The sequence below is a fragment of the Chitinimonas prasina genome, from assembly GCF_030160395.1.
GTDB lineage: Bacteria > Pseudomonadota > Gammaproteobacteria > Burkholderiales > Chitinimonadaceae > Chitinimonas > Chitinimonas prasina.
This window is the reverse complement of record NZ_BSOG01000002.1, coordinates 308,992-324,823: the sequence shown is the minus strand read 5'-3', so window position 1 is coordinate 324,823 and position 15,832 is coordinate 308,992. Positions and strand designations below refer to the sequence as shown.

At 60.6% G+C, this 15,832-nt stretch carries 14 protein-coding genes; all 14 read left to right on the top strand.

What is annotated here, in order from left to right:
- Positions 1–39 precede the first annotated feature (39 nt).
- The 14 genes from QQK16_RS08690 to QQK16_RS08625 all read left to right on the top strand — a co-directional run bounded on the left by QQK16_RS08690 (position 40) and on the right by QQK16_RS08625 (position 15,822).
- The gene (locus QQK16_RS08690; RefSeq protein WP_284196057.1) at positions 40–1,050 is read left to right on the top strand and encodes a hypothetical protein; all 1,011 of its coding nucleotides are present in this window, start codon (positions 40–42) and stop codon (positions 1,048–1,050) included.
- 175 nt (positions 1,051–1,225) lie between these two features.
- Complete coding sequence (locus tag QQK16_RS08685; RefSeq protein WP_284196056.1) at positions 1,226–1,987, top strand: tetratricopeptide repeat protein; 762 nt, start codon at positions 1,226–1,228, stop codon at positions 1,985–1,987.
- Between the two features lie 66 nt (positions 1,988–2,053).
- Positions 2,054–4,573, top strand: a complete 2,520-nt coding sequence (locus tag QQK16_RS08680; RefSeq protein WP_284196055.1) for a tetratricopeptide repeat protein — start codon at positions 2,054–2,056, stop codon at positions 4,571–4,573.
- A gap of 81 nt (positions 4,574–4,654) precedes the next feature.
- The gene (gene pseB, locus QQK16_RS08675) at positions 4,655–5,650 is read left to right on the top strand and encodes a UDP-N-acetylglucosamine 4,6-dehydratase (inverting) (protein WP_284196054.1); all 996 of its coding nucleotides are present in this window, start codon (positions 4,655–4,657) and stop codon (positions 5,648–5,650) included.
- Positions 5,651–5,654: 4 nt separating this feature from the next.
- Positions 5,655–6,806 (top strand): UDP-4-amino-4,6-dideoxy-N-acetyl-beta-L-altrosamine transaminase, encoded by a 1,152-nt coding sequence (pseC, locus tag QQK16_RS08670; protein WP_284196053.1) that lies wholly within the window; start codon positions 5,655–5,657, stop codon positions 6,804–6,806.
- 30 nt (positions 6,807–6,836) lie between these two features.
- Entirely contained in the window at positions 6,837–7,721 is an 885-nt protein-coding gene (locus QQK16_RS08665) for a TylF/MycF/NovP-related O-methyltransferase (protein WP_284196052.1), read from the top strand.
- A 56-nt stretch (positions 7,722–7,777) separates the two neighbouring features.
- Positions 7,778–8,395 carry a pseudaminic acid biosynthesis-associated methylase gene (locus QQK16_RS08660; RefSeq protein WP_284196051.1) on the top strand — a complete coding sequence of 206 codons (618 nt, stop codon included), beginning with the start codon at positions 7,778–7,780 and terminating at the stop codon, positions 8,393–8,395.
- A gap of 63 nt (positions 8,396–8,458) precedes the next feature.
- Positions 8,459–9,169 (top strand): pseudaminic acid cytidylyltransferase, encoded by a 711-nt coding sequence (gene pseF / locus QQK16_RS08655; protein ID WP_284196050.1) that lies wholly within the window; start codon positions 8,459–8,461, stop codon positions 9,167–9,169.
- The gene (gene pseG, locus QQK16_RS08650; protein WP_284196049.1) at positions 9,166–10,677 is read left to right on the top strand and encodes a UDP-2,4-diacetamido-2,4,6-trideoxy-beta-L-altropyranose hydrolase; all 1,512 of its coding nucleotides are present in this window, start codon (positions 9,166–9,168) and stop codon (positions 10,675–10,677) included. The genes pseF and pseG overlap by 4 nt, the downstream gene beginning before the upstream one ends.
- Before the next feature lie 85 nt (positions 10,678–10,762).
- The gene (pseI, locus tag QQK16_RS08645; protein WP_284196048.1) at positions 10,763–11,815 is read left to right on the top strand and encodes a pseudaminic acid synthase; all 1,053 of its coding nucleotides are present in this window, start codon (positions 10,763–10,765) and stop codon (positions 11,813–11,815) included.
- Positions 11,812–12,804, top strand: a complete 993-nt coding sequence (locus tag QQK16_RS08640) for a Gfo/Idh/MocA family protein (protein ID WP_284196047.1) — start codon at positions 11,812–11,814, stop codon at positions 12,802–12,804. The genes pseI and QQK16_RS08640 overlap by 4 nt, the downstream gene beginning before the upstream one ends.
- On the top strand, positions 12,797–13,864 hold the full coding sequence (locus QQK16_RS08635) for a hypothetical protein (RefSeq protein WP_284196046.1): 1,068 nt from the start codon (positions 12,797–12,799) through the stop codon (positions 13,862–13,864). Before QQK16_RS08640 ends, QQK16_RS08635 begins: the two co-directional genes overlap by 8 nt.
- A gap of 111 nt (positions 13,865–13,975) precedes the next feature.
- Positions 13,976–15,280, top strand: a complete 1,305-nt coding sequence (locus QQK16_RS08630; RefSeq protein ID WP_284196045.1) for a DegT/DnrJ/EryC1/StrS family aminotransferase — start codon at positions 13,976–13,978, stop codon at positions 15,278–15,280.
- Positions 15,280–15,822, top strand: a complete 543-nt coding sequence (locus QQK16_RS08625; protein ID WP_284196914.1) for a GNAT family N-acetyltransferase — start codon at positions 15,280–15,282, stop codon at positions 15,820–15,822. The genes QQK16_RS08630 and QQK16_RS08625 overlap by 1 nt, the downstream gene beginning before the upstream one ends.
- Positions 15,823–15,832 lie beyond the last annotated feature (10 nt).

Here is a 15,832-nt window from a genome sequence, read left to right as displayed (position 1 = left end):
ATTCGCACCATCAACCCTTTGCGCAAAGGAGCTTCAATCATGCAACACAAGCTTATCAAGACCTCACTAGGGGTCGGCTTGCTTGCTGCGGGTCTTACCGCACAAGCTGCTGATTACCCGAGCTTTGGTCAGGGGCAGGTGTACTACAAGCCCTTGACTACTGGTGGTATCTATTTCGCGTCACTGATGCCTAATGGTGACGAAACCACCTCCAGCGTGCTTCTGCTTGAGATGATCCAAGGCACTGGGACTGCACCTAACACCTGGACCTACATCGTCAGCAGCTCGACACTGGCTGCATCCTCGGGTCGCAGCATTGCCCTGACCATCGGTGCAGCGGGTGCCAACGAACCGGCAGCCAGCGCGTATTCGAAGTTCACCAACGGCCGCAATACGGCGGGTGTCTTCCTGACTACGGGTGCGACCAGCCTGCCAGTGGCCGCCATGCCGTTCTCTTACTCGTCGGTTTCCGGTTCGGGTTCGACTGCAGTGACCTGTGATGTGACGTTCAATGCGAATGTCGATATCGCCGATCAGATGTCGTATGCAGTGACTGCCAACCGTCCGAAGAACTGGGCGTTCACCGCCACCGGTGCAGTTGGCCTGACGGCTGCTTCGGCCAATACCGATGCAGTGGGTTTTGTCACCGCCATTGCCCGTGCAAGCGGCGCGAACTCCACCAGCGGTACGGTGACTTTGTCCTTGGTACCTATTGCTGGCGGCATGTTCCAGCAAACGGCAACCAATGTGACGGCTACCTACCCGACGATCAGCAATACCATTGGCACCTTGTTCTACTTCAACGGCTCGGCTGCCGGTGCCGCTTCGACCAACAACGCCACCGTGCTATCGGGTACCGCAACCGCCGCATTTGGCACCAACGGCCTGCCTTCGGCAGTCAACGCCGGTAGCCAACTGGCTGGCTCGGTAGCCTTTGGCGCGACTTCTGCCGTGGCCTTGAACAGCTGTATCAATGTCAAGGTGGCACGTGAGAAGTACAACGCTGGCGTGCTGGGCAGTGTTGGCGCAGGTATGCTGAAGCTGTGGTAGTTTCGGGCTTCGAGGAAAACCACCGTTTCGACGGTGGTTTTTTTTCGCCTGGGCGATCTTCGCGCAGGGGCTCGTCCTTGCTATGCTCATTGATATCCAGCGTCGCTGCGCTGGGTGCCACGCTGCAGCAGTCCTTATTGTTGGTCCCTTTCAAACTCAATCACGTATCGGCCATATGAAAGAAGATCCGCTCTACCTTACCCCGGACCAAGCTACTGAATGGGCTTGGCAGTGCCTGCGTGAAAACAAGCTGCAAGATGCTGAAAATCTGTGTGAAAAGCTCGCCACCCGGTATCCCGAGCATGGCGGCAATTGGTATCTGCGTGCCTTGGTGGCACAGGCAGATGGCCGCCATGGCGATAGCCTGGAATACCTGGGCCGGGTAGCGCACCAGCCCGAGCTGACGATACCCCTGATGCAAGCCAAGGGACATGCCCATGCCGCGCTGGGGCAGTGGGCAGAGTCACTGGAGCAATATGAGTTGCTGATCAGCCTGCAGCCGGATGTAGCCGACGGTTACTTCCAGGCCGGGGTGGCTTGCCGTGAGCTTGGCAAGGTGGATGAAGCGCGCAGACATTTTCGCCGGGCAGGCATGCTCGATGAGTCGCGTGGTGATGCCCCGTTCGCACTGGGTAGCCTGCTGCTGGCAATGGGGCAGGCCGAACCGGCCTTGGCGGCGTTCAAACAGGCTGTGGCACGCTTGCCGGAAGACGCGGGGGCGCTCCTGAACCTAGGTTTGGCCTACCAGGCCATGGAAGATGCCGAGGCCGCCGAGCGCTGCTACCGGCAGTCACTGTCGCTCAAGCCGGATTTTGCCTTGGCGCACGCCAACCTGGGCTTGCTGCTGCAGGCGCTGGGTAGAGGCGCGGAGTCCAGTGCCTTTATGGATGAAGCCATCAAGCTCGACCCCACGCTGGCTCAACCTCTGGGCCGCTAGCGGCAGGCCTGCCAGGCACGGTGTTGTACCAATCAACATGCCCACATTTTCCCGAGACGCGGAACGATGACACTAGCAAGTGATCAAGCAATAGAGGCCTGCCTGGAGCAGGGTGAGCATGCTCAGGCGCTGGCTTTGGCAGAAGCTCGCCTGCTGGCTCAGCAGCAGGATGTGCCGGCAGCTTTCTATGCTGGCGTCAGCCTGTTTCTTTTGGAGCGTATCGAAGAGTCGGGCAGAGTGCTGGACTGGGTTCTGGAGGCCCAGCCGGAGCATTTACGGGCATTGAATGCCCGGGCGCAGGTTTGCCTGCAGCAGCATGACCTGGACAGGGCCAAGCAGCTGCTTGAGCACGCCGTTGCCCTGGCTCCAGATGATCTGAGAACCAACTTCAATCTTGGGCAGGTATTGGTGCTCAAGGGGGACTCAGAGGATGCCGTGCCGCCGCTGGAGAAAGCCTTGGCGCAAAGCCCGGATTTGATTCCTGCACATCTTTACCTTGCCGACTGCAAGTATGAGCTGCATGAGTATGAAAGTGCGCTGCAGCATTACCGTGTGGCCGGCGAGGCGACGCCCGATTCACTGGATATCAAGAACAATATTGCAGCCTGCCTGATACGCCTAGGCAATCTTGCGGAAGCCAAGAACACACTGGACCTGATACTGGAGCAGGCACCCAAGGACCGGGGGGTGCTCTACAACCTGGCGGCAACCTGCCAGTTGGCCGGCATGCATGGCATGGCCATTGAGTACTTTCGTAAGCTGTATGTGTACTTCCCCAACGACGTGGAAGTGGCCGTCAATTTCGGGCTGTCCTACGAGCGCTTGGGCTGGATGGACCAGGCTGCCGTTTACTACATGCGGGCAGCGCAACTGGCGCCAGACTCGGCCGACCCACATTGCTACCTTGGCGGTGTGTATGAGTTCCGCAAGCAGGACGAAAAGGCGCAACAGGAATACGAGCGCTGCCTGGAGATCAAACCTGACCACTCTGAGGCGCTGGCCCGCCTGGCCAATCTCAAGAGCCGTCAGAACCTGGGTGAAGAGGCGGAGGCCCTGCTCCGCAAGGCGATTGAAGCCAAGCCCGATTGGGGATCGCCTTATCTGCAGCTGATCAACATATTGCAGGAGCGCCAGAGTTTCGATGAGGCGCTGGTGTTCATGGAGAAGCTGGAGGACATCGCCGAAGGCGCCCACGAAACCTTGCTGACGCGTGCCAGCCTGCTGCTCAAGATGGGGCAGATTGCCAAGGCAATGGCGGTGTACCGGACGGTGCTGGAGGAACAGCCACGCCACCCGGATGCTGCATCGGGCATGTTGTTTTGCATGAACTACGACCCCGAGCTTTCGCCCGAGCGCCTGGCCGATGCCTACAAGGACTGGGACCGGTTGTTTGCCCGCCACCTGCTGCGCAAGGATGTGGTATGGCCCAATGAAGTGCTGCCGGATCGTCGTTTGAAAGTAGGCTTTGTCTCAGGTGACCTGCGTGGCCACTCGGTAGCGTTCTTTCTTGAGCCTATCTTGCAGCAGCATGACAAGGACAAGCTCGATATCTATTGCTATTCGACTCATGCCTATACCGATACGGTTACGCTGCGGCTGATGAAGTACTCGGACCATTGGCGCTTTATCCATGATCTGTCGGATGAGGCGGTGCTGGAGCTGCTGCGGCTCGATGAGATCGACATCCTGATCGACCTCTCCAACCATACGGCACATCATCGGCTGTACCTGTTTGCGCGCAAGGCGGCGCCGATACAGATGACCTGGATAGGCATGCCGACGACCACCGGTATAGCAGCGATCGACTATCGGATTACCGATGCGCGCATGGACCCAGTAGGCATGACGGAGTCGCTGCACGCCGAGAAGTTACTGCGACTGCCCAGTTCCGGCTGGTGTTACCGGCCTGCCGATGAGGCACAGGGCCTGGAAGTCGGCGAGCTGCCTGCATTGCGTAACGGTCACCTCTCCTTTGCTTCGTTCAATGCCTTCGGCAAGATCAACAATGAGGTGATCACGCTGTGGGCCACCCTGTTCAAGCGTATGCCGACGGCGGTACTGCATATGTTTACCGGCGGTAAGGACGATGAATCCAACCTCAATGACACGGTGAACGAGACATTCGAGGCCTGCGGTTTCCCCATGGCGCAGCTCAGGCTGTTTGGCCGCAAGCCGCTGGATCAGTTTTATGCTTTTCACCAGCAGATAGATATCGCTCTGGACCCATTCCCCTACAACGGCGGCACCACGACCGCTCACGATCTCTGGATGGGCGTGCCGGTATTGACGCTAGCAGGCCGCAAACCCATACAACGCATGGGCGTCAGCATGAATACCAGCGTGGGCCTAGAGCAGTTCATTGCCCAGACGCAGGAGGAGTATGTGGATATCGCTGTGTCTTTTGACAATCCGGAGGGTTACCAGCGCCTGGCCGGGATACGGGGGGCGCTGCGGCAGAACATGCAGGATTCGCCACTGATGAATGCCGAACAGGTAACGCGTGATCTGGAAGAAGGTTTGCGGACGGCTTGGTTGGCATGGTGTGAAACACAGAAAGAGCAGGCATCTGCGTCTGCTCTGGCTTGATTCTTGCCTGTATGGCCTGATTGATAATCCAAGACAGAGGCCCTTAAAGGGATTCTGTGTTTCTGATGGGCGGGGAAGATCGTGTTCAATGATAAAAGCATCCTGATCACCGGCGGTACAGGCTCGTTTGGCCGCCGCTTTATCACCAACCTGCTCAGGCAATATACGCCGCGTCGCGTGGTGGTTTTTTCGAGGGACGAGCTCAAGCAGTACGAAATGCAGCAGACCTTCAATGCGCCCTGCATGCGTTATTTCTTGGGTGATGTGCGCGATGGGGAGCGGCTGACACAGGCGATGCGGGGCATAGACTTTGTCGTGCATGCCGCTGCGCTCAAGCAGGTTCCTGCGGCAGAGTACAACCCCACCGAATGCATACGTACCAATGTGAGCGGTGCCGAGAATGTGATCAAGGCGGCGCTGGAGAACGGCGTGCAGAAGGTGATTGCGCTGTCTACCGACAAGGCGGCCAGCCCCATCAATCTATATGGCGCCACCAAGTTGCTGAGCGACAAGCTGTTTGTGGCGGCCAATAACATTGGCGGCGGCCAGGCAACCCGGTTCGCCGTGGTGCGCTATGGCAACGTGGTGGGCTCGCGTGGCTCGGTCGTGCCGTTCTTTCAGAAGCTGATCGACGATGGCGCCACAGCGCTGCCGATTACCGATGCCCGCATGACACGGTTCTGGATTACCCTGGACCATGGCGTGGATTTCGTGCTGAAGAACTTTGCCCGTATGCGCGGCGGGGAGTTGTTCGTACCGAAGATTCCCTCCATACGGATTACTGACCTGGCGGAGGCCATGGCGCCGCATTTGCCCCATCAGATTGTCGGCATACGCCCCGGCGAGAAGTTGCATGAACTGATGGTGCCGCTTGATGATGCGCGCATGACCCTGGAGTTTGAGGATCATTTCGTGATCCAGCCATCCGCACGCTTTACCAATGTGGATATCGACTATGCAGTTGATGGTCTGGGCGAACGGGGCAAACCCGTTGATGAAGACTTCGAGTACCGCTCGGACACCAATCCGCATTTCCTCTCGGTAGCCGAAACGGCTGCGCTCAACCAGCGGCCGTGATGCCATGATTCCTTACGGTCGCCAACAAATAGACCAGGCCGATATTGATGCCGTGGTGGCCACCTTGCAGTCGGATTGGTTGACGCAAGGACCCGCCATTGCCCGGTTTGAACGTGCGATTGCCGAGCATTGCGAGGCCAGGCATGCAGTGGCTGTCTGTAACGCCACGGCGGCGCTGCATATTGCCTGCCTGGCGCTGGACCTGGGCCCTGGCGAATTGCTGTGGACCACGCCCAATACCTTTGTGGCGAGCGCCAATTGCGGGCGTTATTGCGGCGCCGATGTCGATTTTGTCGATATTGATCCGCGCACCTGGAATATGTGCCCGCAGCAATTGGCCCGCAAGCTGGAGGCCGCAGCACTGGCGGGCCGTTTGCCCAAGATCGTGGTGCCTGTCGCCTTCTCCGGGCAGAGCTGCGATATGGCACGCATACGCGAGCTGTCACGCCAATACGGTTTTTATGTCGTTGAGGATGCGTCACACGCAGTCGGGGCCAGCTATAGGGGCAGGCCGGTGGGTTGCGGTGATTACGCAGACATGACCATATTCAGCTTTCACCCGGTCAAGATCATTACGACCGGCGAGGGTGGTTTGATACTGACGAATCGCGATGATCTTGCCGAACGCCTGGCTCGCCTGCGCAGTCACGGCATTACCCGCGACGCTGCATTGATGCAGGGCGAGAGCGACGGCCCCTGGTATTACCAACAACTGGAGCTGGGCTACAACTATCGGATGACGGATATCCAGGCGGCTTTGGGTTATTCGCAGTGGCAGCGACTGGAGCCGTTCCTGGCACGCCGCCGCGCTCTGGCTGCGCGCTATGATTTACTGCTGGCCGATCTGCCTTTGCAACTGCCACACCGGCAAGCCGATGCGGACTCAGCCTGGCACCTGTATGTGGTCAGGGTGCAGGGGGGCTTGGATCATCGCAAGGTGTTTGATGCCTTGCGTATGGCGGGTATCGGCGTGAACCTGCACTATATCCCGGTACATACCCAGCCTTATTACCAGTCGCTGGGGTTCAAGCAGGGTGATTACCCTGAAGCGGAACGTTACTACGCCGAGGCCATCAGCCTGCCCATGTACGCTGCTTTGCAGGATAGCGAGCAGGATCAGGTGGTGGCAGCTCTGCGCCAAGCCGTTGCAGCCTAGGCGGGATAATGGGCAAACATAGGATAGTCGATGCACCCAAGCGAACGCTATTTGTCCCTGCTGAAGAAAAGCCTGCTGAACGATCTCTATATCGAGAATGAAGCCAGGATCGTGATGCTGGCGTATCAATTGCTGTTTTATCCGGATCGCCCGGAGATAGGCCAGTTGATCAAGCAATTCTTGGCGATAGAGGAAACGCCGTATTTTGCTGCGGTGACCAGCAACAAGGAGACTGGCGGTGTGCTGCCCGCGATGCGCACGACGCCGAACGGTCCGGAAGAGATTACCGAGTTTCGCAATTTCTCGTTTGTGGCCCATTCGATGATAGGCCGCAAGCGCATGGACAATCTGCATCAGTGCCTGGATAGGATACGGCTGGATGGGATTGCTGGCGACCTGATAGAAACCGGGGTGTGGAAGGGGGGCGCCACCCTGTTCATGCGGGGCTTTCTGGCGGCACACGGCATGGATGACCGTAAGGTATGGGTGGCGGATTCCTTCGACGGCCTACCCAAGGCCAGCCTGGTGCAGGACAAGGGGCTGGATTTCAGCAAGGGGCAGTACCCCTATCTAGCCATAGGCATTGATGCCGTGAAGGACCTGTTTGCCCGGTATGACCTGCTGGACGAGCAGGTACAGTTTCTCAAGGGGTGGTTCAAGGATACCCTGCCAATGGCGCCTATCGAGAAGCTGGCCCTTCTGCGGCTGGATGGCGACCTGTATGAGTCGACCATGGACGGTCTGCAGCACCTGTATCACAAGCTTTCCCCTGGCGGCTTTGTCATCGTCGATGACTACTTGTCGTTTCCGGGCTGCAAGGAGGCGGTGGACGACTATAGGCAGGCGCACGGGATAGTTGACGAGTTATCACCGATCGACGAGTTCTCGGCTTACTGGCGCAAGGCGGCCAGCTAGGCTGGCGGTAAAGTCGATGGTGTTTTTTTGGTATTCATCTACTTAGGCAGGCAGCAATGCGTACACCCAGTGAACAGGAAGCCTTCTGGCAAGGTGATTTCGGCGATGACTATGTCGAGCGCAATCACGGCCCGGCACTATTGGCCAGCAACCTGGCCTTGTTTGCCAAGGTGCTGGGGCGCACAGGCAAGGTGGAAAGCCTGATCGAATTTGGCACCAACCGTGGCTTGAACCTGCAAGCCCTGAGGCAACTGCTGCCCCATTGCCAGCTGTCGGGCGTCGAACTGAATGCCAAGGCACATGCCGAGGTCAGCCAGTTGGGTATTGCCGATGTATGGCATGGCTCCTTGTTTGACTACCCGGTAAGCAAACAATCGGACCTTGCGCTGATCAAGGGGGTATTGATACATCTGGCGCCGGAGCTGTTGCCGATTGCCTATGGCAAGCTGTATGAAGCCAGCCGACGCTACATCCTGCTGGTGGAGTACTACAATCCCTCGCCGGTAGAGATCAGCTACCGTGGACATGAAGGCAAGCTGTTCAAACGGGACTTCGCTGGCGAGATGCTGGATCGCTATCCGGATCTGGCTTTGGTGGACTACGGTTTCAGCTACCGTCGCGACCCGGTTTTCCTCGGCACGGACTGCACCTGGTTCCTGCTGGAAAAGCGTTGACGCCCACCTGCGTTGAGCAGGGGGATGGTGAGTTGCCGGACAACCCAAGATAGCTGCCATGATATGACCAAGGTCGCCATTATTCCCGCCCGTGGCGGTAGCAAGCGCATACCGCGCAAGAACATCAGGCTGTTTCATGGGCGCCCCATGATGGCCTATTCCATTGCAGCGGCAAAGGCGAGTGGCCTGTTTGACCGTATCGTGGTCAGCACGGACGACGCCGAGATCATGGCGCTGGCCCTTGACCTTGGGGCCGAGGTGCCTTTCACCCGCCCAGCTGAGCTGGCCGATGACCACACCACCACCATCGCAGTGATACAGCACGCCGTTGCCGCCTTGCAGGCAGCGGGAGTGCCCGTGGAAATGGCCTGCTGCATCTATGCCACGGCGCCCTTCGTGCAGGCGCAGTACCTGCGTGCCGGCCATACCGCGCTGAGTGCCCGCACCGACAAAGCCTATGCTTTCTCGGTAACCAGTTTTCCTTTTCCGGTGCAGCGCGCCATTCGGTTGGACCAGGATGGCTGTATCGATGCGCTTTACCCGGAGTACCGCAACACCCGCTCGCAGGATCTGGAAGAGGCTTACCACGATGCCGGCCAGTTCTACTGGGGTCGGGCTGAGGCCTGGTTGCGGGGTGAGGTGATTTTCTCACCTGCCTCCTTGCCCGTGATACTGCCGCGCTATCTGGTGCAGGACATCGATACGGCAGAGGATTGGCAGCGGGCGGAGTATCTCTATGGCGCCCTGTTGGCAGGAGGCGAGATACAGCCGTGAATATCCTGTTTCGGGCAGATGCATCGCTGGCAATAGGTTCCGGGCATGTCATGCGCTGCCTGACATTGGCCCATGTGCTGGCTACGGCAGGTGCAAAAGTGAGCTTTGCCTGCAGGGCCTTGCCGGGCAATGCGCTCGGCCTTATCGCGGACCAGGGTTTTGTTGCCCATGCTTTGCCGGCGGTCTATCCGGGGGAGGTGGCCGAGGTGGATATCGAGGCCGCCCTGGACTGGCAAGCGGATATCGACGCCTTGCGGGCCGTGTTGTCCGTGCAGGCCCAGTTCGATTGGGTGGTGGTGGACCATTATGGCCTGGATGCGCATTGGCAGCAGGCCGCACGGCAATACGCCCAGTGCATTGCGGTGGTGGACGACCTGGCCAATCGTGGCCATGCGGCCGACCTGCTGCTGGACCAGAATCTGTCAGCGCTGCATGCCGATTACACCCGCTTGCTGCCAAACCATGCCAGGGCCTTGCTTGGCCCACGCTATGCCTTGCTACGGCCGGCGTACCGTGGTGGGGCGACGGTGGTTTCGCCGCTGGCAAGGCGGGTAATGGTCAGTTTTGGCGGGGTGGATGCTGGCGGAGAGACATTCAAGGCCATGGATGCCCTGGCAGACCTGCCCGATCTGGAAGTGGATTTCGTGGCGGGTGCGGCCAACCCAGCCTGGGCGGGTTTGGTGCAAAAAGCAGAGGGCAAGCCGCACTGGCGCTTGCACCGGCATGTGGCTGACTTTGCCAGCCTGATGCGCCAGGCCGACCTTTTTGTCGGTGCTGGCGGTGGCACCAGTTGGGAGCGCGCTGCCCTGGGCCTGCCAACCGTATGCATAGCGGTTGCGCCTAATCAGGTTGCCAATGCGGAACATATGGCAGCCGCAGGTGCGCAGCTGTATCTAGGCGAGGCCGGGCAGGTGACCGTGGCGGGTTTGCGTGAGGCCATACGGCTGCTGGCAGGCAACCATGGCTTGCGCCTCAGCCTGTCGCAGCGATCGGGGCAACTGGTGGATGGCCTGGGTGCGCAGCGAGTCGCGGCGGCTTTGTTGGCACAAGGCCTAAGGCTACGACCGGCGACTCAGGACGATGCCCGCTTGCTGCATGAAGGGCGCAATGCCGAGTCGGTGCGGCGTTGGTCGTTACAGACTGCACCCATTCCATGGGACAGGCATCTGGCCTGGCTAGCGGCATCGCTGCTCAACCCGGATCGCCGCTTGCTGGTTGCCGAAGCCAGCGATGGGCCTGTGGGAGTGCTGCGTTATGACCATACTGGGGCAGGGCGGGCCGAGGTGTCGATCTACTTGCTGGCGGGCCGCGAAGGCCTGGGCTGGGCCCGCGCAATGCTGCAGCGGGGCGATCAGCACATCAAGCAATACTGGCCCGATCTGCTGGCGATCGACGCCATCGTCAGACCGGACAACCAGGCCTCCTTGGGCTTGTTCCGGCAAGCAGGGTATGTGCAGGCGGATTGCCATTTTGTACGGCACCTGGAGGCGGACCCGGCCAGCTGCTGAAAGCCCGGCCCGATTGGCCTGCACGCAATGAAACAGGCCTGATAATCTTGTAGCAGGCATGGAGCCTGCACGGAGCCAAATACCCATGAGCGGATTCAAGATAGGTTCACGCCAGATAGGCAGGGATGCGCCACCATTTGTGATCGCGGAGATGAGCGGCAATCACAATCAGTCGCTGGAGCGTGCCCTGGCCATTGTTGAGGCGGCGGCGCAGGCAGGCGCCCATGCGCTCAAGCTGCAAACCTACACGCCCGATACCATGACGCTGGACCTGGACCAGGGCGAGTTCCATATTGGCGACCCTAATAGCCTGTGGGCCGGGACGTCGCTCTACAAGCTGTACCAGGAGGCTTATACCCCCTGGGAATGGCATCAGCCCATCTTTGAGCGGGCCAAGGCCTTGGGCATGCTGGCGTTCTCCACCCCTTTCGATGAGACGGCGGTGGATTTTCTGGAGACGCTGGATGTGCCGGCCTACAAGATCGCCAGCTTCGAGAACACCGATATACCGCTGATACGCAAGGTGGCTGCGACTGGCAAGCCCATGATCATCTCCACCGGCATGGCCAATGTGGCAGAGCTGGACGAGAGCGTGCGCGAGGCAAGGGCGGCTGGATGTCGTGACCTGGTACTGCTCAAATGCACCAGTACCTATCCTGCGACACCGCAGAATACCCACCTGCGTACCATTCCCCATTTACGCGAGCTGTTTGGCTGCGAGGTGGGGTTGTCCGATCACACCATGGGGGTGGGTGCGGCGGTGGCGGCGGTGGCATTGGGGGCAGTCGTGGTGGAGAAGCATTTTACCTTGCGCCGTGCCGATGGCGGGGTGGATGCCACCTTCTCGCTGGAGCCCGCAGAGCTGGCCTCGCTGGTGCTCGAAACCGAGCGCGCCTGGCAGGCCATGGGCCAAGTCCAGTACGGTGCCACCAGTGCCGAGCAGAAATCGCTGGTGTATCGCCGTTCGTTGTATGTGGTTGAGAATATCGCCGCTGGCGAGGTTTTCAGCGCCGACAATGTGCGTGCTATACGCCCAGGCCTGGGCCTGCCGCCCAAGCATCTGGAGGTTGTACTGGGCCGCCGTGCGGGACGTGACTTACCGCGCGGCACCCCCTTGAGCTGGGACTGCCTGGCATGATCCTGTCGGCAGCGGTGATAGGTTGTGGGCGTATTGGTACCGGCTTTGTCGGCCTCTCGTCCCGCGTGGGCGTGGCCAATCACGCGGCGGCGTATGCCAGGCACCCTGGCGTAAGCTTGCTTGCCGTGGCGGACCCTGTGGAGGCGGCTCGCGAGCAAGCAGCGCAAGCCTATGGTGCGACTGCCCATGCCGACCATGTATCCATGCTGCTGCAGTGCCAGCCCGCCCTGGTCAGTATCGCCAGCCCGGATGCGACCCATGCCGCAGTGTTGCGCGATGTACTGCAATGCGCCAGCGTGCGTGGCGTACTGGTGGAAAAACCCCTGGCGCTCTCGGCGGACGAAGCGGCTGCGCTGCTTGCCTTGGCAGGTGAGCGAGGCGTGGCGCTGGCCGTGAACTACAGCCGGCGTTATTCACATCGCCTGCAGCATATTGCCGCACGCCTGCGCGGCGGCGAATGGGGCAAGGTATTGTCCTTGCAAGGACATTACACCAAGGGCATTACCCACAATGGCAGCCACTGGCTGGATTGGGCACGGCTGCTAGCCGGCGAGATCGTGACGGTTCGTGCCGTGGATTGCGGTATGCCAGCCTATGAGCACGACCCCAGCCCCTCGGTGCAGCTTGGGTTTGCCTGTGGTGCCACGGGGTGGCTGCAGGCCTTGTCGCATCACGACTATGCCAGCTTTGAGCTGGAAGTCTTTACAGATCAGGCCAGGCTGCGATTTAGCGAGTCTGGCCAGGTATTCGAGTCCTGGCGTGCCGGCGAGAGCCCGGATTACCCGGGCTACCGGCAACTCTTGCCGCAAGGGCGGCAGGATGATCTGCTGAAGGATGTGCTGCTGCATGCCGTCACTGACCTGGTCGAGGCGGTACAGCAAGGCCGACCTGCACTCTGCCAAGGAGGCGACGGTTTGACCGCCTTGCGGCTGGCGGAGGCCGCTATCGCCAGCCTGCAGCAGGGCGGCATCGAGGTGAGGCTTGGCTGAGCCTCTGATATTGGCGGTAGCCGGGGATCCTGGTGGCGCCAATGCCTTGGCGCCGGCATTGGGGTGGCTGAGACAGCAGGGGTGCCGCATCCATGCTGCGGGGTATCGGCAGGCACCCGCCTTGTGGGCCGCGTTGGGCTGGCAGGTGGAGCCGCTGCCCGAGCACGGTTTCGATGCGGCTGCCTGGCTGGCCGGGCATGGGGCCGCACTCTTGCTGACGGCAACCTCGGCCAATGGTGTGGATCTGGAGCGGCGGCTGTGGCAGCACGCTCGACTCAGTGGGCTGACCAGCCTGGCCCTGCTGGATTTCTGGTCCAACTACCCGCTGCGCTTCCAATCCAGCCAGGACTGGATCTGGCCAGAGCACCTGGCCGTGATGGATGCGGCCAGTGCCGCAGAACTCCACACCCTGGGGGCACCCCAGATACACATCACCGGCCAACCTGCTCTGGATGCCTTGCCGGCGCTGCTGCAAGCGTTTACACCGGCAAGGCGACAAGTCCTGCGTGATGATCAGCAGGCAGGACAATCCCGAACGCTATTGTTTGTCTCACAGCCACTGGCGGCGCTTTATGGGAGCGAGGCTGCGGCACGCCAGGTTGTCGGTTACTGCGAAGCCGATGTCTGGGCAGACCTGGTGGCTGCGATACCGACGCTGACAAGGCACACGCAGGTTTGGGTCAGGTCCCACCCGCGTGAGTGCATGTCTGATTGGCGCTCGCGCCTGGCGCCGCATGCCTGGGCCAGGCTGGCCGAGGGCGACAATGGGCGGGATTGGGTGCTGGCCGCCGATGGCGTGCTGGGCATGAATTCCATGCTGCTGCAGGAGGCCTGCCTGCTGGGTAAGTCGGTAATGAGCTATCAGCCTGGCCTGATAGGGCCGGATGTGCTGCCCGCCAACCGGCACGGCTGGAGTACGGCGGTAACCCGCCGCGCCGGCTTTGCCACGCAGCTGGCTGGCTGGCTGGACACGCTACCACCTTCCTCGGCGCCGTTGCCGGATGGACAGGCCACTGAGCGTCTGGGTATGCTGGTACTGGAATTGCTTGTGCGAGGGTAGCAAACTACCACCTGGCCATGCGGGCTTGCCAGGGCGAGGGTAGGTAGCCATAAGGGTATGCCGGGGGGCTTCCGGGCCTACTCAACAAATAGCCAAAGACAGGGCAGGTACATGCAAAACAGACTCGCATTGCTGGGTGGCGAGCCGGTGCGCCGTGAGGCGCCCCCCACCTATCGCACCCTGGGGGATGAGGAGCGCAGCGCCGTCAACGCGGTGCTCGATAGCGGCGTGCTGTCGCAATTCCTGGGAACCTGGTCGCCAGATTTCTTCGGCGGGCCTAGGGTGCAGGCACTGGAGCGCGCTTGGGAGCAGTATTTCCAGGTCAAGTACGCTGTCAGCCTCAACTCGGCGACCTCAGGCCTGTTTGCCGCCGTTGGTGCAGCGGGTGTCGGGCCCGGCGACGAGGTCATCGTGTCGGCCTATACCATGAGCGCATCTGCCGTGGCGGCCGTGGTGTATGGCGGCATACCGGTGTTTGCCGATATCGATCCGCAGACCTTCTGCCTGACGCCCGAGACCATTCGGCCGCTCATCGCACCCCGTACCCGCGCCATCATCGTGGTCGACCTGTTCGGCTACCCTGCCGATATCGCCGCCATCAAGGCGCTAGCAAAGCCGCTAGGCATTACCGTGATTGAGGACAATGCCCAGGGGCCAGGCGCCAGCCGGGATGGCAGGGTGGCAGGTGGCGAGGCAGACATGACTGTCTTCAGCCTCAACTACCACAAGACCATCCATAGCGGCGAAGGTGGTGTGGTGACCACCCAGGACGCCAGACTGGCAGAGCGGCTGCAACTGATACGCAACCATGCCGAGGTGGTGGTACAGCAGAAATCGCCTGATATCGCGCCCGAGGAGCTGGTCAACCTGATTGGCTTCAACTACCGCATGACGGAGATCGAGGCGGCGATTGCAGCCGAGCAGCTCAAGAAGCTGCCGCAACTGCTCAAGCGCAGGCAGGACAATGCCGCCACCCTGATGCGCGAACTGGTGGATCTGCCTGGTTTGACCATGCCGCGCGTGGAGCCGGGCATCGCACACGGCTGGTATGTATTCCCCATGCACTATGCGGCAGCCGCAACCGGTGTGCCGCGCGCCCGGGTTGCCGCTGCCATGCGGGCCGAAGGTTTTCCGCTTGGCGAGGGCTACGTCAAACCCATCTACTGGCAACCGATGTACCGCAAAGGCATCGCCATGGGATCTGAGGGTTTTCCGTTCTCGTTGGCCAGGGCGGAGGGACGCCTGCCTGACTATCACGCGGTACTCTGCCCGGTAACGGAACGGATGCATACCAGTGAACTGCTGACCGGTGATCTGGTACATGCCGGATGGACGGATGGCGATCTGGCACAGTTGATAGCGGCCTTTCGCAAAGTGTTCGGACAATTGGACAGCCTCAGGGCAGAGGGGGCGTGATGACTCCTCTGCTGCAAGGTAGTCGGCTGGACCTGCGGGTCTTGTGCGACGCTGATGCGGACGGCCCTTACCCTGGCTGGCTGAACGACCCGCTGGTCTGCGCCGGCAACAGCCATGGCGTCTGGCCGTACAGCCGTGAGATGGCGCGTGAGTTCATCGCCCGCAGCCGGCAAACGCGCGATGCGCTGACCTTGGCCATGGTAGTGCGTGACGATGGCCGCCATATAGGCAATATCAGCCTGCAAGCCTTGCAGGCTGCCAACCGCAGTGCCGAGTTTGCAGTGCTGCTGGGCGACCGCACGGCATGGGGCCAGGGTTATGGTCTGGAGGCCGCCAGGCTGATCGTGGCCCATGGCTTTGACAATCTCAATCTGCATCGCATTCATTGCGGTACCTTTGCCGACAATCAGGCCATGCTGGCGCTTGCCCGCAAGCTGGGCATGCAGCAGGAAGGCCTACGGCGCCAAGCCGTCTACAAGCATGGCGCCTGGCTGGATGTGGTGGAATTTGGCCTGCTGCGCGATGAGTTTGTGCGCACCTGATGGAGCAGTG

Coding starts and splice junctions, on each gene's coding strand:
- QQK16_RS08690 (WP_284196057.1), top strand. CDS start 40: ATGCAACACAAGCTTATCAAGACCTCACTAGGGGTCGGCTTGCTTGCT.
- QQK16_RS08685 (WP_284196056.1), top strand. CDS start 1,226: ATGAAAGAAGATCCGCTCTACCTTACCCCGGACCAAGCTACTGAATGG.
- QQK16_RS08680 (WP_284196055.1), top strand. CDS start 2,054: ATGACACTAGCAAGTGATCAAGCAATAGAGGCCTGCCTGGAGCAGGGT.
- pseC (WP_284196053.1), top strand. CDS start 5,655: ATGATTCCTTACGGTCGCCAACAAATAGACCAGGCCGATATTGATGCC.
- QQK16_RS08665 (WP_284196052.1), top strand. CDS start 6,837: ATGCACCCAAGCGAACGCTATTTGTCCCTGCTGAAGAAAAGCCTGCTG.
- QQK16_RS08660 (WP_284196051.1), top strand. CDS start 7,778: ATGCGTACACCCAGTGAACAGGAAGCCTTCTGGCAAGGTGATTTCGGC.
- pseF (WP_284196050.1), top strand. CDS start 8,459: ATGACCAAGGTCGCCATTATTCCCGCCCGTGGCGGTAGCAAGCGCATA.
- pseI (WP_284196048.1), top strand. CDS start 10,763: ATGAGCGGATTCAAGATAGGTTCACGCCAGATAGGCAGGGATGCGCCA.
- QQK16_RS08640 (WP_284196047.1), top strand. CDS start 11,812: ATGATCCTGTCGGCAGCGGTGATAGGTTGTGGGCGTATTGGTACCGGC.
- QQK16_RS08630 (WP_284196045.1), top strand. CDS start 13,976: ATGCAAAACAGACTCGCATTGCTGGGTGGCGAGCCGGTGCGCCGTGAG.
- QQK16_RS08625 (WP_284196914.1), top strand. CDS start 15,280: ATGACTCCTCTGCTGCAAGGTAGTCGGCTGGACCTGCGGGTCTTGTGC.